General features: G+C 66.1%; 27 protein-coding genes. 15 read left to right on the top strand and 12 right to left on the bottom strand.

The annotated features are described in order from the left end of the window. Window position 1: 1 nt before the first annotated feature. From HB677_RS06290 to HB677_RS06280, 4 genes are all read right to left on the bottom strand, one after another. A complete protein-coding gene (locus tag HB677_RS06290) occupies window positions 2-337 on the bottom strand; it encodes a hypothetical protein (RefSeq protein ID WP_213814823.1) in 336 nt (111 codons plus the stop codon). Window positions 338-419: 82 nt separating this feature from the next. Beyond that, window positions 420-1,997: an HNH endonuclease signature motif containing protein gene (locus tag HB677_RS06285; protein WP_213814822.1), complete on the bottom strand. Its 1,578-nt coding sequence runs from the start codon at window positions 1,995-1,997 to the stop codon at window positions 420-422. 470 nt (window positions 1,998-2,467) lie between these two features. Then, window positions 2,468-2,596, bottom strand: coding sequence for a hypothetical protein (locus HB677_RS18325; protein ID WP_255546275.1), 129 nt, complete (start codon window positions 2,594-2,596; stop codon window positions 2,468-2,470). A 230-nt stretch (window positions 2,597-2,826) separates the two neighbouring features. Next, the gene (locus HB677_RS06280) at window positions 2,827-3,621 is read right to left on the bottom strand and encodes an SGNH/GDSL hydrolase family protein (RefSeq protein WP_213814821.1); all 795 of its coding nucleotides are present in this window, start codon (window positions 3,619-3,621) and stop codon (window positions 2,827-2,829) included. Between the two features lie 175 nt (window positions 3,622-3,796). Here HB677_RS06280 and HB677_RS06275 point away from each other — a divergent pair, with 175 nt between their 5' ends. Next, window positions 3,797-5,917, top strand: a complete 2,121-nt coding sequence (locus HB677_RS06275; protein ID WP_213814820.1) for a S9 family peptidase — start codon at window positions 3,797-3,799, stop codon at window positions 5,915-5,917. A 176-nt stretch (window positions 5,918-6,093) separates the two neighbouring features. Next, the gene (locus tag HB677_RS06270) at window positions 6,094-6,267 is read left to right on the top strand and encodes a hypothetical protein (RefSeq protein WP_213814819.1); all 174 of its coding nucleotides are present in this window, start codon (window positions 6,094-6,096) and stop codon (window positions 6,265-6,267) included. On the opposite strand, the gene HB677_RS06265 is transcribed toward HB677_RS06270, so the two are convergent. Then, complete coding sequence (locus HB677_RS06265) at window positions 6,257-6,544, bottom strand: hypothetical protein (protein WP_213814818.1); 288 nt, start codon at window positions 6,542-6,544, stop codon at window positions 6,257-6,259. The two genes, HB677_RS06270 and HB677_RS06265, sit on opposite strands and share 11 nt — an antisense overlap. Before the next feature lie 80 nt (window positions 6,545-6,624). Between HB677_RS06265 and HB677_RS06260 the strand changes: the two genes are divergently transcribed. Beyond that, window positions 6,625-7,626 (top strand): D-alanine--D-alanine ligase, encoded by a 1,002-nt coding sequence (locus tag HB677_RS06260; protein ID WP_213814817.1) that lies wholly within the window; start codon window positions 6,625-6,627, stop codon window positions 7,624-7,626. A gap of 179 nt (window positions 7,627-7,805) precedes the next feature. Then, window positions 7,806-10,145 carry an HtaA domain-containing protein gene (locus HB677_RS06255; protein ID WP_213814816.1) on the top strand — a complete coding sequence of 780 codons (2,340 nt, stop codon included), beginning with the start codon at window positions 7,806-7,808 and terminating at the stop codon, window positions 10,143-10,145. A gap of 65 nt (window positions 10,146-10,210) precedes the next feature. On the opposite strand, the gene HB677_RS06250 is transcribed toward HB677_RS06255, so the two are convergent. Then, on the bottom strand, window positions 10,211-11,335 hold the full coding sequence (locus tag HB677_RS06250; RefSeq protein ID WP_213814815.1) for a DnaJ domain-containing protein: 1,125 nt from the start codon (window positions 11,333-11,335) through the stop codon (window positions 10,211-10,213). Between the two features lie 164 nt (window positions 11,336-11,499). On the opposite strand from HB677_RS06250, the gene HB677_RS06245 reads away from it, so the two are divergent. The 3 genes from HB677_RS06245 (at window position 11,500) to yccX (ending at window position 13,490) form a co-directional block, all read left to right on the top strand. After that, window positions 11,500-11,721 (top strand): mycoredoxin, encoded by a 222-nt coding sequence (locus tag HB677_RS06245; protein WP_213814940.1) that lies wholly within the window; start codon window positions 11,500-11,502, stop codon window positions 11,719-11,721. Window positions 11,722-11,868: 147 nt separating this feature from the next. Next, entirely contained in the window at window positions 11,869-13,125 is a 1,257-nt protein-coding gene (locus HB677_RS06240; protein ID WP_213814814.1) for a hypothetical protein, read from the top strand. A gap of 98 nt (window positions 13,126-13,223) precedes the next feature. Next, window positions 13,224-13,490, top strand: coding sequence for an acylphosphatase (gene yccX / locus HB677_RS06235; RefSeq protein ID WP_213814813.1), 267 nt, complete (start codon window positions 13,224-13,226; stop codon window positions 13,488-13,490). 26 nt (window positions 13,491-13,516) lie between these two features. On the opposite strand, the gene HB677_RS06230 is transcribed toward yccX, so the two are convergent. Further along, window positions 13,517-13,864, bottom strand: a complete 348-nt coding sequence (locus tag HB677_RS06230; RefSeq protein ID WP_213814812.1) for a hypothetical protein — start codon at window positions 13,862-13,864, stop codon at window positions 13,517-13,519. A gap of 62 nt (window positions 13,865-13,926) precedes the next feature. On the opposite strand from HB677_RS06230, the gene HB677_RS06225 reads away from it, so the two are divergent. Continuing rightward, window positions 13,927-14,637 carry a type 1 glutamine amidotransferase gene (locus tag HB677_RS06225; RefSeq protein WP_213814811.1) on the top strand — a complete coding sequence of 237 codons (711 nt, stop codon included), beginning with the start codon at window positions 13,927-13,929 and terminating at the stop codon, window positions 14,635-14,637. Between the two features lie 170 nt (window positions 14,638-14,807). Beyond that, the gene (locus HB677_RS06220; RefSeq protein ID WP_213814810.1) at window positions 14,808-15,311 is read left to right on the top strand and encodes a hypothetical protein; all 504 of its coding nucleotides are present in this window, start codon (window positions 14,808-14,810) and stop codon (window positions 15,309-15,311) included. A gap of 11 nt (window positions 15,312-15,322) precedes the next feature. Here the strand turns inward: HB677_RS06220 and HB677_RS06215 are convergent, their stop codons facing one another. Both HB677_RS06215 and HB677_RS06210 read right to left on the bottom strand, forming a co-directional pair. Beyond that, complete coding sequence (locus HB677_RS06215; RefSeq protein ID WP_213814809.1) at window positions 15,323-16,912, bottom strand: CYTH and CHAD domain-containing protein; 1,590 nt, start codon at window positions 16,910-16,912, stop codon at window positions 15,323-15,325. Then, window positions 16,878-17,705 carry a glycosyltransferase family A protein gene (locus HB677_RS06210; RefSeq protein ID WP_213814808.1) on the bottom strand — a complete coding sequence of 276 codons (828 nt, stop codon included), beginning with the start codon at window positions 17,703-17,705 and terminating at the stop codon, window positions 16,878-16,880. Before HB677_RS06210 ends, HB677_RS06215 begins: the two co-directional genes overlap by 35 nt. A gap of 85 nt (window positions 17,706-17,790) precedes the next feature. On the opposite strand from HB677_RS06210, the gene HB677_RS06205 reads away from it, so the two are divergent. Genes HB677_RS06205 through HB677_RS06195 form a run of 3 tightly spaced genes read left to right on the top strand, consistent with a single transcriptional unit; the run spans window position 17,791 to window position 20,686 of the window. Then, window positions 17,791-18,750 (top strand): alpha/beta hydrolase, encoded by a 960-nt coding sequence (locus HB677_RS06205; RefSeq protein ID WP_255546272.1) that lies wholly within the window; start codon window positions 17,791-17,793, stop codon window positions 18,748-18,750. A gap of 37 nt (window positions 18,751-18,787) precedes the next feature. Continuing rightward, window positions 18,788-19,735, top strand: a complete 948-nt coding sequence (locus HB677_RS06200; protein ID WP_213814807.1) for an alpha/beta fold hydrolase — start codon at window positions 18,788-18,790, stop codon at window positions 19,733-19,735. Window positions 19,736-19,792: 57 nt separating this feature from the next. Then, a complete protein-coding gene (locus tag HB677_RS06195) occupies window positions 19,793-20,686 on the top strand; it encodes an SDR family oxidoreductase (RefSeq protein WP_213814806.1) in 894 nt (297 codons plus the stop codon). Window positions 20,687-20,871: 185 nt separating this feature from the next. On the opposite strand, the gene HB677_RS06190 is transcribed toward HB677_RS06195, so the two are convergent. Then, a complete protein-coding gene (locus tag HB677_RS06190; RefSeq protein ID WP_213814805.1) occupies window positions 20,872-21,276 on the bottom strand; it encodes a DUF5997 family protein in 405 nt (134 codons plus the stop codon). Window positions 21,277-21,298: 22 nt separating this feature from the next. Between HB677_RS06190 and HB677_RS06185 the strand changes: the two genes are divergently transcribed. Then, window positions 21,299-22,333, top strand: coding sequence for a LysR family transcriptional regulator (locus HB677_RS06185; protein WP_213814804.1), 1,035 nt, complete (start codon window positions 21,299-21,301; stop codon window positions 22,331-22,333). A 19-nt stretch (window positions 22,334-22,352) separates the two neighbouring features. On the opposite strand, the gene HB677_RS06180 is transcribed toward HB677_RS06185, so the two are convergent. Continuing rightward, window positions 22,353-22,595, bottom strand: a complete 243-nt coding sequence (locus tag HB677_RS06180; protein WP_213814803.1) for a hypothetical protein — start codon at window positions 22,593-22,595, stop codon at window positions 22,353-22,355. Window positions 22,596-22,712: 117 nt separating this feature from the next. After that, entirely contained in the window at window positions 22,713-23,009 is a 297-nt protein-coding gene (locus tag HB677_RS06175; RefSeq protein ID WP_213814802.1) for a hypothetical protein, read from the bottom strand. A 74-nt stretch (window positions 23,010-23,083) separates the two neighbouring features. On the opposite strand from HB677_RS06175, the gene HB677_RS06170 reads away from it, so the two are divergent. Both HB677_RS06170 and HB677_RS06165 read left to right on the top strand, forming a co-directional pair. After that, entirely contained in the window at window positions 23,084-23,911 is an 828-nt protein-coding gene (locus HB677_RS06170) for an SDR family NAD(P)-dependent oxidoreductase (RefSeq protein ID WP_213814801.1), read from the top strand. Window positions 23,912-24,002: 91 nt separating this feature from the next. Further along, window positions 24,003-24,716 (top strand): hypothetical protein, encoded by a 714-nt coding sequence (locus tag HB677_RS06165; RefSeq protein ID WP_213814800.1) that lies wholly within the window; start codon window positions 24,003-24,005, stop codon window positions 24,714-24,716. Window positions 24,717-24,729 lie beyond the last annotated feature (13 nt).

The following is a 24,729-nucleotide window of genomic DNA, read 5'->3' as shown; positions in this document are numbered from 1 at the left end:
TCTACAGTTCCAGTGACCGGGAGTGCTCGTAGGCACGCTCGACGTACTCGGCCCAGCGATGAGCTTCGTTTGAGTCGAATGGCACGAGCAGCCAGTCTGCCGATACGTGAGCTCCGCTGGAGTGATACGGGAGCCCATCCCCCACGATGATGGCCGCATCGACCGCGTCGCGTCCGAGCTTCACGACGAGGCCGTCGTCCGAGAAAAGCGCGAAGATGCTGCCGTGGAACGCGAGAGCGGGACTCTTCAATGAACGTCGAAGGTCGACGCCCTCTCGGGCGAGATAGCGCTCCTCGATGGAGGAGTAGTAGACGTCGGGAGTTTCGTGACTGGTCATCGGGCACCTTCCTCCTTCGGAGAGTATCAGCGGCACAAGTTACTGAACGGCATTGCACTCGTGGGTTGACGACTGACGATTTTCATCCCGTGTTCGGCGGGGAGGGCGGATGATCTGCCTCAGGTGGGACGGTGGGAGGATCGATGGTTGCGTCGCTGGGAGGATCGCAGAAGCTGTTGGATTCGTCGGGGGTACCGAACTCGGTGGGCCGTTGGGGTGTCGTTGGCTCGGCTGTTCCGTTCGGTCCATCTGCGCTTGGTTCATCTGCGCTCGGTCCATCTGGCCGAACTCCCCCGCGCGGTGCTTCGGGCGTCGGGCCCTGCTGCTCGGGTCCTTCCGCTCCGCTGGGCTCATCAGGCCAGGTGAAGGGCGTCGGCTCGATGAAGCTGTTGGGTTCGGTGATGTAGGAACGTCCGCTGGGCGAGGTCCATTCGAGGCGGCCGTCGGCGAGATGGCGATACGTCCACTCCGTGAACTGCTTGAAATTGTGGTGGCTCTGGCAGAGGTGAGCCAGATTCTCGGCGTCGGTTTCGCCACCGTACTGCCAGTCGACAGTGTGGTCGACGTCGCAGCGCTCGGCGATTGTGGCGCAACCTGGTCCACGACAGGTTCCGTCTCGCAGCTGGAGCCACCGACGCAAGTCCGCGGGCACCCGGTAGGTCTTTCGGCCGAGCGAGAGCACCGCACCGGTGTCGGGATCAGTGAGGATGCGCTGAAAACTGGGTGCCGTCGCGGCCAGCCTGCGCGCCGTCTCGGGATCGATGGGGCCGTAGCCCTGCATCATTCCGGGTTCGGCTCCCGTACCCATGGCAGTGAGCACGGGTACCGCAATCAGCACGGTGGGTTTCACGCCCTTGTCGTAGTCATCGCTCGGCTTGCCGTTCAAACCGAGGTCGGCGAGTGCGTCTGCCCTCAACTGGGGAAGGGTGCGGTTCTCTTTGGGGCCTTGTAGGAGGCGAGCCGTCTTATCAATCCGGTTGTAGATGGGTACGACCTTGTCCGCACCATCTGTGTACGTGAGAGTGGCCATGCCGTCGGGCGCAATATCGAGGATGACGCTCCGTTCTTTGAGGGCGTGCTGGTGGCGCTCTTCCAGTGGGACGGGGTGGAGCCTTTCCCGAATCTTCTTGATCCGCTCGCGGAACCGGGGCGGGGTCTTGGTCATCGCCTCGGGGACCACAGCCTCCTCGAACTCGGGGCGAATCGAATCAGGCAGGAACCAGACCTCATGCGTGATGGTTTGGGCGTTCTGATAGCTGATGTCTCCGTTGGCGAGAGCCGCGTGGGTGGCAGGGAGATCGTGGACCAGCGTCAGTGCCTGATCGATCATGATTCCGGCGGCCTTCTCGCTGATCTTCAGCGCGCAGGAGATTTCCATGGCGGTGTCGCGCTTTGCGCGAGTCGCCTGGTCCCACCTGTCGCCGTCCTTCGGGCGCAGGAGCCGGTAACGCTGGAGGACCAGCTGGCTCAGCTGGTCGATTCGATCAGCGCGCCGGGCAGCGATCCAGCGGGTGAGACGCTCGTCATCGACGATTTCGTCGACAAGGGAACCAACGCGCATGTCGATCTCTTCGACCTGGGCCATCCGTGCCCGAGCTGCGGGATCGCTGGACTCGCCGGCGTCACCGGTGGGCTCCACGGGGTCCTGGTCGAAGGTCATATGACTATTCAACGCCGCCCCGAAATGCCGGGACGGGTGTTCGACACATCTGTGGAACTGGGGATGAATCTGGCGCCTGTGGAGGGGAAGACGCGTTGCCACGTTCGACTACGACGAGTCTGCCCAGCGGTGTGGACGCGGGCACGCTGCGACGTCGTTAACGAGAAAGCGCCGCCGGATCCCCAGGGGGTAAGAATACGGCGGCGCTTGTCGGAGGGACGCTGCTCTAACCCAGCGTCCGTCTCGCGGAGCTATCCGATCACTCGGGTGGACCCAGTTCAGGAAAACTTCTGACGTTGCTGCGTTCGCAACCTCATGTCACTAACAATGCGCCCCGAACTTCGGAGCCAGCTAGCCAAGCGATGCACGTTCCATGCGAGCCAGCTATGAGACTGCCGAGGACGGCAGACAAACGCCGCCGGTCACGGGGAAGATGACCGACGGCGTTCGGGGTGGTGCGGACCGGTCCGCTAAATAATGGCGGACCTGTCGATGATGAGGGCGGATGCACCGTGCGGAGCGATGTCGATGATCCGCGCATCCCGGCGGAGCGACGAACGGTTCGCAATCATTGCCTCTGGAGTGATGATCTCGATCATGAGTTTCTCTTTTCCTTCGGTGGCATCTGCTCGGTGCGCGATGCCATGTCTCAAGGATCGGTTCGCTCCGTAGCAGCAGGCCATGACCGCGGTCCACGAACACCGCGAAGTGGGTGTGAGGACGCTATGGATGATCGAATGAGCGAATCAGCGAACGGGTGGCAGCCGAGAAATGCGCGGCGTTCGGGCGGGGCGGCCGTCAGGTGCGTGGCGTCCGGGCGGAGCGGCCGTCAGGTGACGTCTGCGTCCGGTGAGGCGGGCGCAGAGGCATCCACTTCCACCGACCCTGTCGTACCGGGCGCGACTCTGGGAACCCGCGACGGGAAGGTCACCGACCTCTGGTGCACTGCAGAGACGATCATGTTCGCCCAGTGCGAGTAAGTGTGCCGGGTCCAGTAGCTGTTGCGGTGCCGAGGCGTACTGCGATCAGAACGTTCCTCGATGGTTCGCGAGATGGGCGCGTAGACGACGCCACAGTGAAGGGCAGCGACCGCATGGGATGCCTCGTTGAGCGCGAGCGCGTGACGGTTGGCCAGCTGCGACAGAACTTCCGGAAAGGCGGTGATCGCCTGCATGGGCGGAACCGAGATCAGGATCGTGACGAACCCCTTCGGTTTCTTGCGGTCCACGTAGTCGAGCAGCGCCGTCAGTTTCTTGCGCCAAGCCCGGAGGGACGACAGTCGGTGTGCCTCGTTCAGGCCGATCGCGAGCACGAGCGCGTCGAAGTCACTCAGCCGCACCCGCTCCACGAGGCGCAGCGCTCCCTGGGCCGTCATGTCGGGGTCGGTGAGGATGTCGATCTGCACGCCCCGCCCAGTCTCCGACGACAGCTGCCGCGCGATGTGGCCGGCGAGCGAGAGGTCGTGGGTGAGCACGCCGTACCCCATGGCAACGCCGTACCCGATGAGAAGCACGCGCAGCGGATCCGGGCCCGGTGCGGTGGCGTGCGGGCTGTCCAGCGGCTGCGGAATCCGTCGCCACGATGGTGCCCGGTATCGCACCCAGAAACTGGCAAACGGGCGCATCGAGGCAGTAAACAGATTTACTCCCACAGCGGCCTCCTGACCAGGTGGCGCGAACTGCGGGGTCTGGGCAGGTCAGCTTCCTACGAGAATTCTATGCGGTCCCCGAGGGTTACGCCACGAGCGGCATTCGTCCCCAGCACAGCGACCGGTGATGCCCCGGCGATACCCTGAACGCATGACTCTGCTACCCCCGGTCGCCGCACAAATCCCCAGCACACGAACCCACCACGGAGATGTTGTCATCGACAACTACGAGTGGCTTCGCGAGAAGGAGAGTCCGGCGGTCGTCGCCCATCTCGAGGCGGAAAACGCCTACACCGATCAGCAGACCGACGATCTCGAGCTCCTGCGCGAGCAGCTGTTCGAAGAGATCAAGGGACACACCCTCGAGACCGATCTGTCGGTGCCCGTGCGCCAGGGCGAGTGGTGGTACTATTCCCGCACCGTCGAGGGCCAGCAGTACGCCATTCACTGCCGCGTGCCGATTTCCGGAGCGGATGACTGGACGCCGCCGGTCCTCGGAGACGCCGGGGCAGCCCTTCCAGGCGAAGAGATCGTGCTCGATGACAACGTCGAAGCGGAGGGCACGGAGTTCTTCTCCCTGGGCAGCTTCGACATCAACGGCGACGGCACCCAGCTGCTGTACGCCGTCGACACCATCGGGGACGAGCGCTACACCCTGCGCATCCGCGACATCGCGACGGGAGAGGACCTCGCCGATGAGGTATCCAACACCTCGGGTGGCGCACTGTTCGATGCCACGGGCCAGTTCGCTTTTTACACAACGGTGGATGACTCGTGGCGACCCGACACCGTCTGGCGCCACGAGATCGGCACCCCCTCGACGGACGACGTGACGGTCTTCCACGAACCCGATGAGGCGTTCTGGACCGGAATCGGACTCACCCGCAGCCGCCGGTACCTCGTCATCGAGGCCGGTTCCAGCGTCACGAGCGAGGCGTGGATTCTCGACGCCGCAACACCGACCCAGGAATTCCGCGTGGTCTGGCCGCGTCGCGATGGCATCGAGTACTCGATCGAGCACGCGGTTCTCGGCGGCGAGGACCGTCTGCTCATCGTTCACAACTACAACGCGATCGATTTTGAGATAGCGGATGTCCCGGCCGACGACCCCACGTCCGACCCCCGCGTGCTCGTGCCGCACAACCCCGGCACGCGCATCGAGAGCGTCGACGCGTTCGCGAACCACCTGGTGCTGGCGTATCGCCGCGACGCGCTCTCGCGGGTGGCGGTAGCGAAGGTGGACGGCTCGGCGGAACCCGTGTTCGAGGAGGTCCACTTCGAGGAGGAGCTGTTCTCCGTGGGCGCCGGCGGTAACCCCGAGTGGACGCAGCCGACCGTGCGCATGTACTACGGAAGCTTCGTGACCCCGTCGACCGTGTTCGACTACTCCGTGGCATCCGCGTCCCTGACGCTTCTCAAGCAGCAGCCGGTGCTCGGTCACTACGACCCGGCTCTGCTGTCGCAGCGCCGCGAGTGGGCAACGGCCGAGGACGGCACCCGCATCCCGATCTCGCTCGTCTACCGCCACGATCTCGTCGTGCCCGGAGAGGTCGCGCCGACGCTGCTCTATGGCTACGGGTCGTACGAGCACAGCATCGATCCTGGGTTCTCCATCGCGCGCATCAGCCTGCTCGATCGCGGGGTCGTCTTCGCCGTCGCTCACGTGCGCGGAGGCGGGGAGCTCGGCCGGGCCTGGTACGAGAACGGCAAGACACTCACCAAGAAGAACACCTTCACCGACTTCGTTGCCGTCGCACGTCACCTGATTGACGAGGGCTGGACCACCCCCGAGCGTCTCGTCGCCGAGGGCGGCAGCGCCGGCGGACTGCTGATGGGCGCCGTTGCCAACCTCGCGCCCGATACGTTCGCGGGGATTCTCGCCGCGGTGCCGTTCGTCGACCCGCTGACGAGCATTCTCGATCCGTCGCTGCCGCTGACGGTCATCGAGTGGGACGAGTGGGGTGACCCGCTGCACGACCCCGAGGTGTACGCGCTGATGAAGTCGTACTCGCCCTACGAGAACGTGGCCGAGGTTGCGTATCCGCAGATCCTGGCGGTGACCAGCATCAACGACACTCGCGTGCTGTACGTCGAGCCGGCGAAGTGGGTCGCGCGTCTGCGGGAAGTGGGCGCTCCAGTGCTCCTGCGCACCGAGATGAGTGCCGGGCACGGCGGCGTCAGCGGTCGCTACGAGGCGTGGCGCAAGAAGGCCTTCGAGTACGCCTGGGTGCTCCGGGTGCTCGGACTGCACTGGTCGCCCACCGACGTCTGAGCTGCGCCGAGTTCAGATGCGCGGAGTTCGGGTGCGGGCAGCCGGCGATAGCGTACGTCGGCTCCCCGGCCCCGGCCAGCCCTTGCCGGGCGGCGGTGGCCGTCGTTGAGTGGGACGAGCGCGAACGGCCCCGTTCGCGACCGAGTCTCGAGCACTGTTCTTCAGGAGGGCACCCCATGAGCGACACAACACCCGCATCGACACCCAGCTTTGATGAAGTACCGGCCGTTCAGACCGACGACGGGTTGGGCGACGAGTCAGCGCTGCCCGAAAACTACGAAGACGCCAGGGTGGTGGATGACCCGGGCGCCGATGCCGACCCGGACGTCGAACCCACCCTCAGACCCTGATCCATCGGCCCTGCACACGCTCGGTGACCGCCCAGGTGTCGACCCGCGCGAGTGAGGCGGTGACGGAGGTGACGTGTTCGCCGATCTGAAGCGCCAGCTCCGGGTCATCCGCCATGAATCGCACCGTCAGACGGGCCGCGCCGGCCACTACCGCGACGTCTGACGCCTCGACGATGGTGAATTCCGCGGCGGCAGCAGCAGCGGCGGGGAGGACCACGGCTGGAGACACTCCCGGACGCATGGCGCCGACGGTCATCATCACGCGGTACGAGGGCACCCCTCCAGCGTAGGGTCTGGGGTCGGCGTGTCCGAAATCATTGTGAGCGCCACTCACGCAAAACCTCCTACGCTGGCCACATGCGAATTGCTGTGCTATTTGGTGGGGAGTCCGAAGAGCGGGATGTCTCCATCGCAAGTGCCGCCCAGGTGACGCCCGCGTTGCGGTCCCTCGGCCACGACGTCGTGCTGGTCGATGCGGCCCGCGGTGTTGTGCTTGCAGATCGCGAAGAACGCATCCTGGGCGCGAGCGTGAGCATTGCGCCGCCCACCGAGCTCGAGCTGGTGACGATCCGCGGCACGTCCCGCATCATGGACCTGTCGGCGAGCCTCGTCGATTTTGACGTCGTGTTCATGGCCCTGCACGGCGGGCGGGGTGAAAACGGACGGGTGCAATCCCTCCTCGAGATCGCCGGCATTCCGTACACCGGGTCTGGTCCGCTCGGCAGTGCTCTCGCCATGGACAAGGACATCTCCAAGAGGCTGTTTCGCGTGGCGGGCATTCCCACCCCGCACTGGATCATGGGATCCCCCGATGCCGAGACCGTGGAGACCCACCTCGGCATTCCGGTGATCGTGAAGCCGGCCTCCCAGGGGTCGACGGTGGGACTGACCCTCGTGCGCAATAGCGCGGATCTCGCCGCCGCCTACGCCGTCGCCGGACAGTACGGCGAGGTCATTGTCGAGCGGTACATCGCCGGACGGGAAATCACCGTCGGTGTTCTCGATGGCGGCGCTTTGGCCGTCGGGGAGATCCTGCTCGGAGGCGATGAGCCCTTCTCCTACGAGGACAAGTACCTCCCGGGTACCGTGCATGAGGTTTTTCCGGCCGATCTGCCGAGCGAGGTGGCCGAGGAGGCCCGCCGGATCGCGGTCGCCGCCCATCGCACCCTCAAGCTCGATTCCTACAGCAGGTCGGACTTTCGACTGGATGACTCGGGGCAGCTGTGGCTCATCGAGGTCAACACCCTGCCGGGCATGACCGCCACGAGCCTACTCCCCCAGTCGGCGGCCGCCGTGGGCGTGGATTTCCCCGCCCTGTGCCAGCGCATCTGCGAACTCGCGCTCCGGGGACACCGCTAGCACCCCAAGCTTGGACTTCTCCTCAATTAAGGTTAGGCTAACCTCACCTGCTCCTGTGAGTCCCCCAATGACCGGCGCCCGCGCCACCTGTCATACACGCGGCGTGGACCGGTGCATCCAACCGCCCGGCGGTGCTTTTTGCGCGCCCGGACGCGGCTCATCCATCCCCCGGAGAACCAGTGAAATCACGTTTCATCCCGCGTATCGTCGCCACGGCGTCGGTCACCGCGGTCATCGCAGCAGGACTGCTTGCCGCAGCCCCGACGTACGCGGCGGACTCGCCCGCCTATGCGATCGGCGGCACGACGCCCGCGGGCGCGCTCGTCCGCAGCCAGGCCCTCGACGGTGCCGCCAACCGGCTGTACTTCCCGTTCGACCGCGGCTCGTCGAAGACCGGCGCCATCGGCTGGATGAACACCGAGACCGGCGAAGTCTCCCCCACTACCATCGAGCTGGCCGACTCCGAGCCCGCACTGCTCGCGGTGAGTTCCGCGGCTCACGAGCTCTACGTGCTCGGCTACCGCTCCGGTGATCTCACGGTGATCAACACCCAGACCAACGCGGTGAAGAAGGTCATCGAGGGCGCTCCGACGCTTGCCGGTCGCATGAACCTCGACACCGACACCGGTGAGCTCTACGTCACCGACGCCGGCATCACCACCATCGATCCCGCTGCCGGCACCGTTTCCGCCGAGGTGAGCATCACCACGGAGACCTACCCGCTCATCAAGGACACGGTCTACGACTCGAAGAACCGCATGCTGTGGATCGCGGAGGGCCGCGCCGGCGTCATCACCGGGTACAACACCGTGACCAACTCGTGGATGTCGAGCATCGCCACCCCGATCACGACCTTCAAGGTCGATGGCGTCGCCTCGAGCGGTCGCCCGACGAACCTCGCCGTGGACGAAAGCCTCGGTCACCTCTACGTGGGCGTCGCCCCGAAGCTCGCCGACACCTGGGTCAACACCAAGCTCATGGTGCTCGACACCGCCACCATGCTGCACGTGGGTACCCCGATCGAATTGGGAAGCACCACGCGCGAGCTGTCGGTAAACCCCGTCACCCACGAGATCTACGCGGGCAACGGATTCTCCATCACGCTCTCGGTCGTGAGCCCCGCCACCTGGACTGTCAGCACCACGATCGACTTTTCCGCGGCGGGCGTCACCAGCGGAACCGGCACCGCCAACGCGAACGTCTGGGCCGTGACAGCGGATGACTCGGGCACGCGCGTCTTCGTCAGCCACCCCTACAACACCGCGCGCATCAGCTACATCGACCGCACCGGTGCGATTGCCGCTCCCACGACGCTTCCGGTCGCCCCGGGACAGACGGTGACCGAGCCTGAGGTTCCCCCGACCACACCGTGGGTGGGACCTGCCACGAAGGCCGTCGCCGCAGCTCCGGCCGGCGCTGTCGCGACATCCGCCACCACCCTGCGCTGGTCGGTATCCAACTACGCGAAGGAGTGGACGCGCGACCTGTTCGGCGCCGTCACGCTCGATGCGACGAAGCAGTTCGTCTTCGCCAACGGCACGGGCTGGACGGATCCGGCCACCGGCGAGACCCAGGTCTCGTGGGCCGACGGCTTCCGCCTGCGTCCGTACCCGGGACTGGCTCCCGACGTGCAGATGACCTTCGGTAACCCGTACCTGACGGTCTCCGCCGCCGGTGCTGGCACCCTGAGCTTCGATGTTTCATGGGGACTGAGCTCCACCTCCACGAGCGCGGGTTACACGCGGGTCGTTGTTGCGACCTTCGGCAAGGGCGCCGCACAGGACGTCGACGGCGTGCGCACACTGACCTGGACGCCCGACTACACGGGCCGGGCGTACACCCTGCCGAACGACGGTCGCACGATGCCGGACTCCTTCCCCGCCGAGTACATCGACTACCTCGACTCCGGCATCCGCGCCTGGTGGTACTCGAGCGGATCGACCCTCGACCCGACGAAGAAGCCGAACCCGGTGAGCGTCTCCTACTCGCTCGCCGCGACGGGAGCTGCGACGAACGAGCCCACGCCACCGCCCACGAGCGTGCCGACCGAGACGCCGACTCCGGTCGCGACGGATGACCCGGCAGCGCCCGTCATCGCCCTGTCGACCGACACCGTCGAGGCCGGTTCCACCGTGAGCATGCACGCGACAGGGTTCGCTCCCGGCGAGACGGGCGAGATCTGGCTGCACTCGACTCCCCTGTTGCTCGACAGCGCCCTCGCGGACGCCGCAGGAACCGTCGACTCAGTCGTCACGATCCCGGACGGCACAACGGCCGGTGCCCACCGCATCGAGCTGCGCATGGCCGAGTCGGGTTCCGTCTTTGCTGACATCACCGTCGCGGCGGCTGGCGACGGCACCGACGAAACCGGAACCGGTGCTGACGACGACGCCGCGGGATCAGGCGACCTCGCCTCGACCGGAGTCGCGGTCGCCGTACCGCTCGGAATCGCGCTGACGGTGCTGCTCGCCGGTGCGGTCCTCGTGATCGCGCGTCGTCGCCGGGCGGCCCAGCACTAGCGCCAGGCACTGATTGCACTCCGAAACCCCCGGTGGCCACACGGCTGCCGGGGGTTTCGCACGCGTCAGACGAAGCGGATGGTCTTCTGCAGCCGCTCGCGGTAGTCGAAGATTCTCGTGGCGGTCAACTGCGCCTTCTCGCTGACTCCCGTGCGAATGAGGTCGAGCAGTGCAGAGCGGCGCACAAGAAGAATCGGGATGCCCCGGGACTTGCCGATCAGTGTGACCGGTTCGGGATATGCCTCATCCTCGATCACCATCAGATACGCCCCGAAGTCGACCTTGGAGGCACGGGAGATCCACCGCGCGCGACGGGTCAGCGAGTGCACGGGACGCTCCCCCACGCCGAGTCCGACGCCGGTGAGTTCACCCTTGCGGATCTCGACGGGACGTCCCCAGTCCTCGGACAGCAGGGCGAAGAGACCGGATGGACCCAGCACGATGTGGTCAAGCTTTTTCTCGGGACCCGGCTCCGAGACATCCGTCGCGACATCGTGCCAGAGCGTATAGGTGATCCCGAGCGTCGACAGCGCCTTCGCGGTCTCCTCCTCGGCGACGGCGTCGGCAAGCAGGTGGCGGATCTCCCGCGGCGCCGCGCGCACCATCGCCCCATCGAACGGGTTGTCGAGGGGGGACCCGCGTCCCATCCACTCACGCATGAGCAGGAAGTACTGTTCGCGATACCACCCACCCGGATGTCCGTAGGCGCGCGCCGGCGCCGGACCCGTGCGGTTGACGTGCGGCGCGGGCTCGGGCTCGGGAAAACGCGCCGACCCGGTGGGAGGAGGCGGGGCGGATGACCCGGAGCGGGCTTCCTCGCGCGGTGCACCGGTCGCGCTCCCGGTGGCTCCCGCCGCCCGGGTTCCGGTCGGGAACGTTCCCCCGGCCGACGCCCCCGGCGCCGAAGAGCCCGCGGCGGCGGCGGACGGAGCTCCGGCCTCCGGCGAGGCATAGCTCGTGCGGAACTTCTCGAATGGTGTGCGCTGGTTGTCGTAGCTCGCGCGATCTTCGGGGGTCCCGACCCGCTGCCATGCCAGCTGCACGGCGTGGAACTCGACGGCGAGACCGCCCGTATCGGGGTGGGTCTCGCGCAGGCGCTTGCGATAGGCGCGGCGGAGTTCGTCCATTGTGGAGGTGGGACTCACACCGAGCACGTCGTACGGCGAGGCCGGGGCAGGACTGTCGGGCATCCGGTCGCTTTCGTCATGGACAAGTGAGATGAAGAATACTGGATCACCGTAAGAGGAACCTTCACGCGGGCCAGCGGCGCGGCACGGGGAATAAATCACGGTGTTTCGGGGTCAGTACTGGTGTGAACTCGTCGACCTACACGCCAGAAGCTGGATCCGTTGTGATGTTCAGCACCAGTTGGTGCGGCTATTGCCGGAATCTGAAGGGTCAGCTGGATCGCGCCGGCGTTCCGTACACCGAGGTCAATATCGAAGAGGTCGAGGGCACCGCGGAGCTCGTCGCGCGGGTCAACGGTGGCAACCAGACGGTGCCGACCCTGATCTTCCCCGACGGCAGCACGGCAACAAACCCCTCTCTCGCCGAAGTGCAGCGCCGCCTGGCCTAACAGGGGTTGTGGGCGTGATCAGACCGTTACTCCACACATGAGTTTTTAACGACAGTTGTGACGTAGTCTGCGAAAGCGGCCACGGCTATCGACCACCTCGGGATCCCCGTCGCATCATTTCTGCCCCTGATCCCAAGGAGTCCCCGCTTGTCCACGAACCCTCGCGCGCGAAAGCTCGCCCCGTTCCTCACCGTCGCCACGGTCGCGGCCCTTCTCGTGGGTGGCCTCGCCACCCCCGCGTTCGCGTCGCCCGTTGTCCCGGTGGATCCCACCTCCGCGGTCCCGAGCAGTGACCCGACGGTCACCGCCGACCCGACAGAGTCCCCGGCGCCGATCCCCTCGACGGAACCCACCACTGCGCCGGTGCCGACCGTTGAGCCGACGCTCACTCCGGACCCGACTGCCTCCCCCGCGCCCACCGTCGCTCCGGATCCCGCCGTCACGACCGCGCCGACCACGGTCCCCGACCCGGCAGTGACGAGCGACCCGACCGTCGTTCCCGACCCCGCCGTAACTACAGCGCCGCCAGTTGTGCCCGCGCCGACGAACTCGGTCGACCCGACTCCGACCCCCACTCCCGAGCCCACCTCCACCTCAGTGCCGGTGCCGCCCGTGACCGCGCTGACCGGGCTGACGCTGAAGGCGTCCACCTCGGTCTTCCCGTCGCGCGACGGCTACCGCGACACCGCGACCGTCGTGGTGACCCCCTCCACCGAGAAGGGCGCCAAGATCGCGATCACCGGTGACGTCGTCATCTCGACGCAGACCAAGAAGACGGTTGCCACCTGGCCCCTGACCAGTTCCTCGCCCCGCACCATCGGGTGGAGCGGACTCGTCGGCGGCAAGATCGTGCCCGGCAAGTACATCGTCACCGTCGCGGCCAAGGGTACGACCGGAAAGTCCTTCGTCCGCAGCGCCGTCATCGTCGTGTCCAAGCAGAAGCTCGTCGCCAAGGTCTGGTCCAAGTGGGTCGACGCGAACGCGGTAGTCACCGAAGCCTTTAGCTTCGACGACAAGACCCACTGCTCGTTCTCGGGCAACGTCGTCTGCTCGGCCGACACGACGGCCAACCTGTTGCAGTTGGGCACCATTCTTGGTGGCTATGTCCCGCTGCCCAAGGCGATCGTCGAAAGCGCGGCCTTCACCCTGCCGTCCGTCCGCGTGACCATGGACGTCGACAAGTTCACCCGTGGTGCATCGCTGAACATGTGGACCATCTCTGGGGACAGCGACGACCTCGCACTTGCTGCCCTGAAGAAGGGAAACACCCGCCTCGGCTGGACGATGTTTGACCCCCGCGACCCCGATCTCGGAATCCCGGCAGTATCCGCGATCCTGGGAGTTGGTTCGTCCATCACCATCGACCGGTTCCTCGTGGAGTACAGCTACAAGGCGCTCTCGTAATTCGGAAACAGGCAGCCGCACCCGGCTGTTTCGGGCCGCACGCAGCAATTGCGTGCGGCCCTTTCTCATTTCACTGCCCGCTGCGGCAAGCTGGATCCATGATCCGCAGACGAGCAGTCATCACCGGACGCGTCCAGGGAGTCGGCTTCCGGTACAGCACCGCCCAGCGCGCGGCAGATCTCGGTCTCACGGGATACGCCCGCAACCTCTTCGACGGCTCGGTCGAGGTGGAGGTCGAGGGCGATGAGGCCTCCGTCTCCGAGATGCTGCAGTGGCTGGCATCCGGTCCTCCCACCGCGGCAGTGAAGACGGTGGATGTCACGGACAGCACGCCTCGCGGAGAATCCGCGTTTCGCGTGCTGTAGCGCCCGGTCGCCGAGACCCCGCGCGATTAGTCCTCGTCGATCTGGTCGAGCAGCGCTCCGACCGCGTCGCGAATGTCACCGTGATTGTTTTGCGCGGCGCGCGATTCGATCGCGATGATGGCGCAGCGGTGAACCCGTGCGAAGTCGCCGTACGGAAAGCTATAGCGCCCCTTTGTCTCCTCGGACTTCTCCTCGTCAATCCCGAGGTGCCACAGCGCGTAGTCGCCGAAGCCGTGCTTCTCGATGAACGAATTCTCGTCGTCCGCCGACGGGGCGTGCTCGCTCCAGTCGTCGCGGGAGTCGTGGGTGTCCTTGCCCTCCCGGATCAGCGAGCGGGCGTGCGCGAGAGCCTTCGGGTTGAGTTTCACAGTCATGACGACAGCACAGCAGCACCGCGGCAACACGGCCACCCGTTGCATCCGCCAGAATATTGTTCATGACCCGCCCCACCCTCATTTTGCAGCACGTGCCGTACGAACGTCCCGCCCTGCTGGGCGACATCCTCAGCGAGAACGACGTGCCATGGCGCCTGGACAACATCGTGTCGGCAATCTCCTCGGCGGTACTTCCTCCGCTGGAGGAGCTGGGCGGCATCGCCATCCTCGGCGGCCCCATGGGCGCACTCGACTTCGATATTCACGCCGGCCTCGCGGTGGAAGCCGATCTCGTCCGCCGCGCCGTGGACGCGGGCGTCCCGCTGCTCGGTATCTGCCTCGGACACCAGATCATTGCGACAGCCCTCGGCGCCACACTGCACTCGGGCGTCGCGGCCGAGTTCGGCATCGGCACCATTGAGGTTGTAGCGGATGACCCGGTGTATGGTCCCCGCGGAACCCTTCAGCCAGTCCTGAACTGGCACGGCGACGTGGTCGAAGCTCCCGCGGGCGCGACGATCCTCGCCAGCACCCCGCAGACACCCAACCAGTCCTTCCGGATCGGTGATGCCGTCTTCACTACGCAGTTCCACCTGGAGACCGATCGCCGCATGCTCAACGAGTGGCTGGCGGTGCCCGAGATGGAGAGCGACCTCAGCCCCGACATCCGCTCCCGCATCGAGGCAGATTTTGACGCGGCCGAGCCCCACATGCGGGCCCTCGCCGATACCGCATTCGGTGCCTTCGCCCGGTCTGTGCAGGCCCGCGGCTAACCGCGCAACTGTGCCCGGCGTCGCAGCGCCCGCGCCGGATACGCGGTGGGATGAGTAACGCGTAAGACTGCGTTCGTTCGGCGTGAGCGATCCGTTAGGGGCCACGAATCCGCCCTGGTGCCGGCGTAGACATGCTGTGTGAATCAACCTGAACAGTCGAGTGTGACTCGATGACCCTCACCCACATCCTGCCCTCCCTTCGCCGCAGTCTGCCGGATCCGATGAACCGGGATCGCTGGCCTGAATTCACCGTAGTGAGCACCACCGACGTCACGGTGGCCGGGGTATCAATGCTTCGCCTGGTGGATTGGTGTTCCACACCGTGTGTCCACACAGCGGCGGCCGTGATCGCCGGAACCCATGGGCGCCCGTCCGACACCGAGCTTGCATCGGTGGTCGTGGTGCGTGTCGTCGCCGTGGGTAGATCGGACATGGGCGGACTCACGATGGCGGTGGATGGCGAGCTGCGCAGGTGTCACCCGGTATGGGGCGAGATCCGCCTGATCGGTCGCGCGTCGACGGCACATGACGTGCCGGTCACGCTCGGCGTGAGCGGTGCTGACAGCGAGGCGCGGGACGTAACCCTGCCGTCCGACGTGCGCGTGGGCGACCTGCTGGCAGTTCCCTGCCCGGGCGCGACGACGCTGCACGACGTTCGCGTGCCAACGACGTAGTCGCCGGTCGGTCAGGCGCGCAGGGACTTCCGGAGCGCGTCGAGGGCAACACCCAGTCGGCCGTAGGCCGCCGCGGCATTGCGTCGTTCGAGTTCGGCGAGGACACCGTATCCGGCGGTGTTCTCGCCCGCTTCGTGTGCCTCGTGGGTAGTCGTGCCGAGGTAGTCGAGAAAGAGGAGCGCGTCTCGGTGTTCGCCGATCGCATCCTGTACGGCCTTGGCAGCAGACCCGATCGCGCGGGTCTTCTTCCCCAGGATCGCGGCGGGAGGCCGGGTGACGGCCTCGGAGATGTAGCGCAGCCGGCGCGCGGCCTTGCGGGACGAGTGCAGGGCGGTCGGGTCATCCGCGTCCACGGTCTTGAGCCGGCGACGGGTGCGCCGACCCTGGTCGTGGATCTCCGCTCGGAATTCATCCCGCGCGGGCAGAAGCGCTCCCTCGAGAACCGGTGGTCGGGCGACCAGTGTCTCGAGATCGTCCAGCAGGGTCAGATACTCGTCGCTGTTGAGGTAGGCGAGCACATCGATGCGACGGGAGCCGTACTCGCCCTGGGTGTCGTCCACGAGGCGACGGCGCAGGTCGGCATTCGGCAGCAGCGGGTCATCCGCATCCGCACCACTCCGTCGCTGATCGAGCGGAAGGGCATCCCGGTGACGACCGGTGCTCTCGAACCTGTCGCCGAGCAAATCCAGCGCACGCTCGCGGCGAACCTCGACGTGGCGCGCGGCACCAAGCACGGCGCCGAGCTGTCGCAGGCGGTCGCGGATCTCGTCCGTCACCTCCCTGTCCAGCACCGTTCGAGCGGAGGCAAGGACGCCACGGATCCGTCGCGCTACTGTGCGCATGTGGTGGACGGAGTTGGATTCGTCGGTGCGAACGCGCGGATCGGCCACCACCAGGTCGTCCACGAGACCGGAGAGGATCGCCGACACCGTCTGGAGCGCGGTGCTCGAGCGATCGACCTCGGTGTCGGTGCGGGGCGGGGCAAGCGAGTCCCGGCCGAGCGCCCGGGCGAGCTTGGACGCGCTGGTTGCCGGTGCGGCACCGGCGGCGAGAAGAACGCCTTCGACGGCATCCAGGAGGGCCGCGCGGTCACCTGCGCCCGTGGGCGCGGCCTCCAGCAGTTCCACTTCCCACTCGCGCCAGATTCGCAGGATGCCCGTGTGCACATCCGTTGCGGAGACGAGGTCATCGGCCACTTCGACAACCGCGCGGCCGCCATCGTCGAGCACGTGCACTGTCGTCCGCTCAGTGGTGAGGAGGGCGACCGGGACGAGCTCGCGGCGCCGGATGATCGACCGGATGAGGTCGAGAAGGTCGGACGGCGGCGCCTCGTCTTCGTGCTCGCCGAGGGGGGAATGAAACTCGGTGCGACCGCCGATGGATGGGGTCTTCAGGTGCCACCCTTCGTCCCCGCCACCGGTGCGACGACGGAACGTGTACAGCCGTGCCCCGAGGTCGGCGTCCGCCGTGTCGTAGTACGTCGCCCGAAGGGTAACGGTGGGGCGGGTGGCAACGGTGCCGAGTTCCGACAGATCGGGAACGACGGTCGACTCGTCGACGTCGTACTTACGCTCGGTCTCGGTCATAGAGGTGACGGCCATGGGTATCCCTTGGTGGCTTGGCGGTTTCTTCCACGATTACGCGACCGAAGGTTATCGCGAAAGCCCCTTGCCCGCGCGCCGTCCCCGGCGCAGGGCGCCCTCCCGGCCGTTCAGAGAGGGTGCTGAACGCCCAGTGGATGCGGCGGGAGATTCCAGGAAGCGTCTCGAACGGTCGCGCGGACACCCCGACGAGTAGGCGTGGGTCATAAATCACCGTGGCGTCGGCGCCCATGTGGATACTCAGATCGAGGTCATCATGCACCTCGCGCACGTTGCTGTGCACCGTCCCGCGCACCCGCTGCCACACCTCGCGGTGCATGGCGAAGTTGGATCCGAACACCGGAGGGTGTCCGAGCAAGATCGTCATCGACCAGAAGAATCCGCCGATGTAGAGGTAGCGACCCAACCAGCGGATCAGGGGCCCAGAACCGTAGAAGATTCCCGGGCCGGTGATCGCTGCGGGACCGTTCGCGAGGACGTCCACATCGGTCAGGGCCAGCTCGACGCGCTCCAGCCAGTCGATTGGCGGAACCGAGTCGGCGTCGAGCCGCGCAATGATGTCGCCGGATGCCCCGTCGAAGCCCATCGCAGTCGCCGGGAAGATCCCCCGCAGCGGCTGCGTCAGCACCGTGGCGCCCGCGGCGAGAGCGACGGCCGCGGTGGTGTCGGTGCTGCCGTTGTCGACCACGATGATCTCATCGGCGGGACGGGTCTGGTCTGCCAGCGCCGCAAGACATACCGCGAGAAAGTCGGCATCGTTGAGGGCCGGGATTACTACCGAGATGGATGCCATGTTGACTTAACAGTACGCTGCCGAAAATACTGCCACGGTCACCCACATTCAGTAGATCCAATGCTTCGGGTCGTACGGTGCGTGCATGCCGTTTCCGACACTGGCTCCCTCCCGCGTTCCCGTCTGGGTATGGCGCGCGCTGATGTCGCGCTTGGCTCCGGGAGAGGCGAAACGCTTCAACGCCGAGCCGGTCGATGATGTCGAGTACACCCTCGATATCGACTATGTGGGCGACGGGATTCGTGCGCATCGACTGGATGTCCTCGTGCCCTCCCCGCAGTCACATCCCGGCGGTGCTCTGCCGATCTACGTCTACTTCCACGGGGGTGGCTGGACCTCTGGCGACAAGGCGCCGCTGACGAAGTACTGCGCGAGCCAGGCGGCGTCCGGGATGGTCGTCGTCAACGTCAATTACCGCATGGCAACCCGCTTCCAGATGGGCCACATGCTGGCGGACGCAAACGCCGCGCTGCGGTGGGTGGTCGAGCACGCCGCGGAATTTGGCGGGGATGCATCGCGTATCGTGCTCGGCGGTGACTCCGCCGGTGGTCAGATCTCCGCACTGTTGGCTGCCAGCCTGAGTCATCCGGAACTGCGCCAGCACTATCGCCTCGCGCCTATCCCCGCTCCCGGCGTCTGTGGCGTGGTGCAACACTGCAGCGCCGTGGACTTCTCTGTGGTGTTCGAACGCGGGTTCGTTCTCGGCCTCGGATTCGTGAAGATACTTCTGCCCAACCGCGGCGTCGGAACGGTGCTGACGACCGCGGCGCGCTTTCTCTCCCCGATCGAGTGGCTCGACCCGTCCTTCCCGCCGGTGCTCGTGACCACCTCGGAGCAGGACTACTTTTACCGGGCAAACCTCAACTTCATCAGGGCGTTGCAGCGCCACGGAGTTCGCGTCGAAACCCTGATCTACGGCAGGAGCGTGCGCAACGCCCGGCACACCTGGCAGCAGGATTCGAGGTATCCCGAGTCCCAGGCCGTGTACCGCAAGCTGCAGGCGTTTGTGCGTTCGGTGACGCGCGTTCGCCAACTGCAGGGATAGCCCATGTCGGGCGCTCTCGCTGGCTAAGGTTGGTGGAGTGACACATCCCGATGCACACGAAGCGACGGCCGACAGCCCGGACGAGTTCGGCAGTGGTCTCTACGACAATGCCGCGCAGCTCGATGACGCTCTTCCCGACATCGACTGGACGATCCTGCCGGAGGGATGCTTCCCTGTCACCTTCACTGCCCCGAGCGGGCAGCTCGCCGGGATCGCCGCCGGAGATCCCACCGCGCCCCGGGTTCTTCTCGTGCCGGGAGTAACGGGCTCCAAAGAGGACTTCATCCTGATGTTCCCGCTGCTCGTGCGCGCCGGATACCGCGTGGAGAGCTACGACCTCGCAGGCCAGTACCAATCGGCCGACGCAGGACCGGAGAATCTCCGGCCTCCCCGCCAGAGCTACGACCATGACCTCTTTGTTGACGACATGATCGCCGTGCTCGAATCCGGCACGACCCCCGCCCATGTGCTCGGCTACTCCTTCGCCGCGACGGTCGCGCAGCTTGCACTGGTCGCACGTCCCGACCTGTTCGCCAGCATCGCCCTGCTCAGTGCCCCGCCGCAGTCGGGACAGGGGTTCCGCGGCATCAAGCGCATCGGCAAACTGAGCAATCTCGCCACCGGAAAAGTGGGCGCCGCGTTGATGGTGTGGGGTGTTACCCGCAACCTCAACGGCGCGCCGCACGGACGAACCGTGCTCGTCCACGAGCGGTTCCGCTTCACGCGGCGCGCGAGCGTCACGGACATCATGGGCCTCATGATGCACGCGCCCGAGCTGCGAGCCCCGCTCGCCTCCAGCAGCGTGCCGAAACTGGTCGCCGTGGGTGAACACGACCTCTGGCCGCTTGACCTGCACAGCGCGTTCGCGCGGGACATCGGCGCGACGATAGCCGTCTACCGCACTGGGCACAGCCCCTGCGAAACATCCCCTCACCAGCTTGTTCGCGACCTTTTGTCGCTCTACGAGAAGTCGGATTATTCGTAACTGGCCCACGATGTCAAGCCTCAACGGGGTCCACACGTGGCCACGCAGACTGGATGCATGACCGATCAATACACCTTTGATAACCCCGTCACCCGTTACTCGAAAGACATTCCGTCACAGCAGCACCAGTCGGAGCCCGGCCTCGAGACCGAGCTGACCCCGACGCCCGATCTGGGTGAGTCCACCTACCGCGGAACGGGGCGCCTCACCGGTCGCCGCGCGCTGATCACCGGTGGGGACTCCGGCATCGGAGCGGCCGTCGCCATCGCCTTCGCTCGCGAGGGGGCGGATGTCGCGGTGTCCTACCTTCCCGAAGAGGAACCCGATGCCCGCCGCATCGTCGCTCTCATTGAGGAGGCAGGCCGCACCGCCGTCGCCCTTCCCGCCGACCTGACGACCGCAGAGGCCTGCCGGGCGGTTGTCGCCGACGCCGTGGACAAGCTGGGCGGTCTGGACATCATCGTCAACAACGCCGGCAAGCAGATCTACGTGGAGAAGCTCGAAGACCTCACGGACGAGCAGTTCGACCAGACGCTGAAGACCAACGTCTACGCGATGTTCTGGCTGACCAAGGCGGCACTCCCGCACCTGGGCGCCGGCTCGTCGATCATCAACACGACGTCGATTCAGGCGTACGCGCCATCCGCCATCCTCGTGGACTACGCGACGACGAAGGCGAGCATCAACACGTTTACGAAGGCGCTCTCGCAGCAGCTTGCCGAGCGTGGAATCCGCGTCAACGCTGTCGCGCCCGGCCCGATCTGGACCGCACTGCAGGTGTCGGATGGACAGCCGCAGGACGCACTGGATGAGTTCGGCCAGATGACGCCGCTCGGTCGCGCCGGTCAGCCCGCCGAGCTGGCTCCCGCCTATGTGTTCCTCGCCTCGGCGGAGTCGAGCTATGTGGTGGGCGAGACGCTCAACGTCAACGGAGGAATGCCCACCCCGTAACGAAAAAATCGCGGGTCGACAGCTGTGATGTCGAGGCGACCCAGTGAAAGCCGATGGTCACTTCGGCAGTCTCGGGATGTCCGGCTTCGCATGCTGTCGGCCTGCGATAGCAACAGTTAAGCCCGGTCCACTGCCGATTTCGCGTACTTGCGTAGTGCGAAATCCGGGTGTATACGGGCGGGGCGCTACTTTGCTTCGCGCTCGCGCAGTTCTTCTCGCTCGGCGTTGCGGGCGCGAATGCGCTTCTGCTCTTCCCGCACGGCTGCCTGTGTTGCCCGCTCGCGGACCAGCCACTCGGGCGGTGCGGCAAGCAGTTCCTGAATCTCTGCGGTGGTCAGCGGATCGACGACTCCCCCGCGCGCGAGGCCCGAGGTGGACACGCCGAGCTTGCTCGACACGATCTGGCGGGGGTGCGGGCCGGTGAGGCGCAACTGCACCAACCACTCGGGAGGAGTGGCGAGAAGTTCGTTCAACTGCTCCCGCGTGACATCCGCATTCTGGAACTCTTCTGGTGCTGCGGGGAGGTAAATCCCGAGTTTTTGTGCGGCGGTCGCCGGCTTCATGGTCTGCGGCGAACGTTCCTGGCTCATGGTGACAGCGTAGCCTGTGGCTGTGACCGTGGCTCGCGCGGTCCTCAGTGGAGGGATAACCGTGGACGTCACGTTGCTGAAGCATTTCGCCCAGGTCGCAGAAGAATTGCACTTCAGCCGTGCTGCCAAGACGTTGAACATCTCGCGCCAGGCGCTCAGCAAGTCGGTCAAGCAGCTCGAGGCGGAGCTCGGCGTTGAGCTGTTCGACCGGTCGGCGGACACGACGCAGTTGACGGACGCAGGCCGCGCCCTCCTGGCCGATGCCCGCGCCGGTATTGCCGAAGAGCGGCTGCGTGTCGAGGCCGTTGCCGAGGCGGAAGCGGCCCCCTCGTCGCTGGCGATCGCCTTCGTCCCGGGCGTCACGGTCGGAAAGTGGACCCTCGCGTGGGAGAAGCGTCACCCCACCGTCGCCCTGCGCTTCGCCCCGGGCACCGAGGACGACGCCGTGTCCGTGCTGTGGGACGGCATCGCCGACCTGAGTTTCGTGCGGCTCCCCGTTGTCCGTAAGGGACTGAGCGTCATTCCCCTCTACGAAGAGACGACCGTGGTTGTCGCTCCCAAGGATCATCCGATCGCCGCGTTCGACAGCCTCACCCTCGCCGATCTTGCCGACGAGTCCATTGCCCGCGACCCCGAGTCGGTTCCGGATGCCGTGGAACTGGTCGCCGCCGGCGTCGGTGTGCTTCTTCTCCCGCAATCGGTGGCCCGCCTGCACACCCGCAAGGACGTCGTCGCGCGTCCCGTGACGGACGCACCCACCACCGAGATCGCCATCGCCTGGATCGAAGACGACCTCACGGCGCCGATGGAAGAGTTCGTCGGCATTGTTCGCGGTCGTACCGTCGCCAGTTCACGGGCGTCCGGGACAGTGGATGCCCCGGCCCGCGCTCAGAAGGAGACGTCGGGTTCGTCCGCTCAGAACAAGGAGCAGAAGAAGGACCCGAAGAAGAAGCCCGCGGCGAAAAACACTGCCGCGGCGATCCGCAGCGGTATCGTCCGTCCTGCGCCGCACGTGCGCCGCGCGGAAAAGGCCAAGAAGAAGCGCGGTATCCGCTAGCTTCGCCCGGCCTGGCGGGCTACAGGCTGTGGGTCGAGTGCCGGCGGCCGATGACCGCGGGAGATTCCTCGGCGGGATGTTCCGGGCTCGAGCCGCGGACCGGGCCGAGGGTCAACAACCACACCATGGTCGCTGCCAGCCAGAAGATGGCGGTCAGCGCGGGAACGGCGTTGGATGCGACAAAGGCCACTCCGCCGACGATGAGCAGAATGACGAAGCTCTCGATGAGAGCGGTGCTGAATTTGGTGATGCCGAAGTTCATGGAAGATCTTCTCCACTGAAGAGGTGTCGGCTGTCATCATTGCCAGCGCGTGCCCCGAGCGTACGCCTTCGGTCACCGATCCGACACGCCCCGTTCGGGGGTTCTTCACCCAAATAACTACTGGGATTGTGTGGCGAAGAGCAGTTCCGGTGTCAGGGCATCGATGGCGTTGTGCCACTCGCGTGGCGTCATTCGCGATGGGGAGCTCGGCCCGGACTCGGCGAGGAAATCGATGAGGGAACGAATCTCCTCCTCGCTGAACTGCGGCACCTCCCTCGGATCGAGAGCGTCGATCCACCGGTCACGACGTGCCCGCCATTCCGCGGCACTTCCCGCTCCGCTGCTGGGGTGATCGGCCCGTCGAAGCGTGGTTCGCACGCGGCCAGCCAGTTGATCGGAGAGCGTTGGTGCCATGACTACGAGAGTATTGCCTCCCGGCGGCCGGCGTCGTTTCGCCGACGGCCAGCACCGGGTGATACGGTGCAGAAATGACTCAGAGAACGATCATTATTACCGGCGCGAGCGATGGGATCGGTGCTGCTGCGGCACGGGACATCAGCAATGCCGGAGACAGGGTCGTTCTCGTTGGACGCTCCCCCGAGAAGACCGCGGCCATCGCCGCCGAACTCGGAGCGGATTTCTTCATCACGGACTTCTCCCGCCTGGACGAGGTGCGTACCCTCGCCGCGGCCCTGCTGGAGCGCTACCCGCGCATCGACGTGCTGGCGAACAATGCCGGTGGAATCATGGGCGATCGCGACATCACGGTCGACGGTTTCGAGAAGACGTTCCAGGTGAACTATCTCGCGCCGTTCCTCCTGACGAACCTGCTCATGGACCGCCTCAGTCAGAGCAGCGCAAGTGTGATCAACACGTCCAGTGCGGCCAACAAGATCTTCGGCAAGATCGACATCAACGACCTCCAGAACGAGCGCGCCTACTCCCCCAATAAGGCATACGGCGACGCCAAGCTCGCAAACATCCTCTTCACCAAGGAACTGAACCGTCGGGCCGGTGCGCGCGGCATTTCGACGGCCGCGTTCCACCCCGGCGTCGTCGCGACCAGCTTCGGCGCAGGGTCATCCAGTCTCATGCGTTTTATGTATGAGGTCCCGCTGGTCAGTCGCTTCCTGCTGACGCCCGCCAAGGGTGCCGACACCCTCGTGTGGCTTGCAACTACTGCTCCCGGCGCCGAATGGGTGCGCGGCGGGTACTACGAGAAGCGCAAGCAGATCCGGGCAAACAAGCAGGCGTCGAACGCCGACCTCGCCTGGCAGTTGTGGGAAAAGAGCGTCGCTCTGCTCGCTCCCCGCTAGGAGGACCGCGCTCACCCGCCCGCACTTCTGACCCGCCGGGAGAATGTCGGCGGCAATTGACAGCATCGAACATATGTTCGATTATGAGGGGATGACCCCGGCAGCCGCAACCCTCGAGACCGCTAATCCCGCGGCCGATACGGTGCGGGAGCTGCAGGCGCGCATCCGTTCGATGCAGGCCACCACGCTCGACAGCCGGGCGCTCCCCACGCACCCCGCCCTTGCCGCGTTGCTCCCCGGCGGAGCGCTGCAGCAGGGTGCCGCATACTCCGTCGAGCGGTCGGCGACACTGCTGATGGCATTGCTGGCCGGACCGTCTGCGGCGGGTTCCTGGTGCGGCATTGTTGGCGTTCCCGAGTTTGGAATCGAAGCGGCCTCGCGGTTCGGCATCGATCTCGATCGTCTCGTCCTCGTGCCTCATCCCGGCGACCAGTGGCTTGCCGTAACGGCGGCCATCGCCGATGTCATGGGCGTTGTCGTCACCCGTCCGCCCAAGCGCGCAAGCGATTCCAGCGTTGCCCGCCTCGCCGCCCGGCTGCGCCAGCGCGGGTCGACCCTCATTGTTCTCGGCCCCTGGCCGCAGAGCGAAGCCATGCTCACCCTGTCGCAGAGCGACTGGGGAGGGATCGGCGAGGGCAGCGGTCACCTCACCGAGCGGCAGGTGACAGTCACCGTCACCAATCGCGTTACCGGTCGCCCCCGGAGTGCCCGTATGTGGCTGCCCGATCGACAGGAGCACTTTGGTGCGGTCGCGAGCGCGGTGGACGAGCGGATGGCCGAGCGGCAACTGCGCACGGCCGTCTAGCGGGTTCCGGGTG

This window comes from Glaciihabitans sp. dw_435 (genome assembly GCF_018449675.1).
Classification (GTDB): domain Bacteria; phylum Actinomycetota; class Actinomycetes; order Actinomycetales; family Microbacteriaceae; genus Glaciihabitans.
The sequence above is the reverse complement of the archived record's forward strand: the minus strand, read 5'-3'. Positions and strand labels throughout refer to the sequence as shown.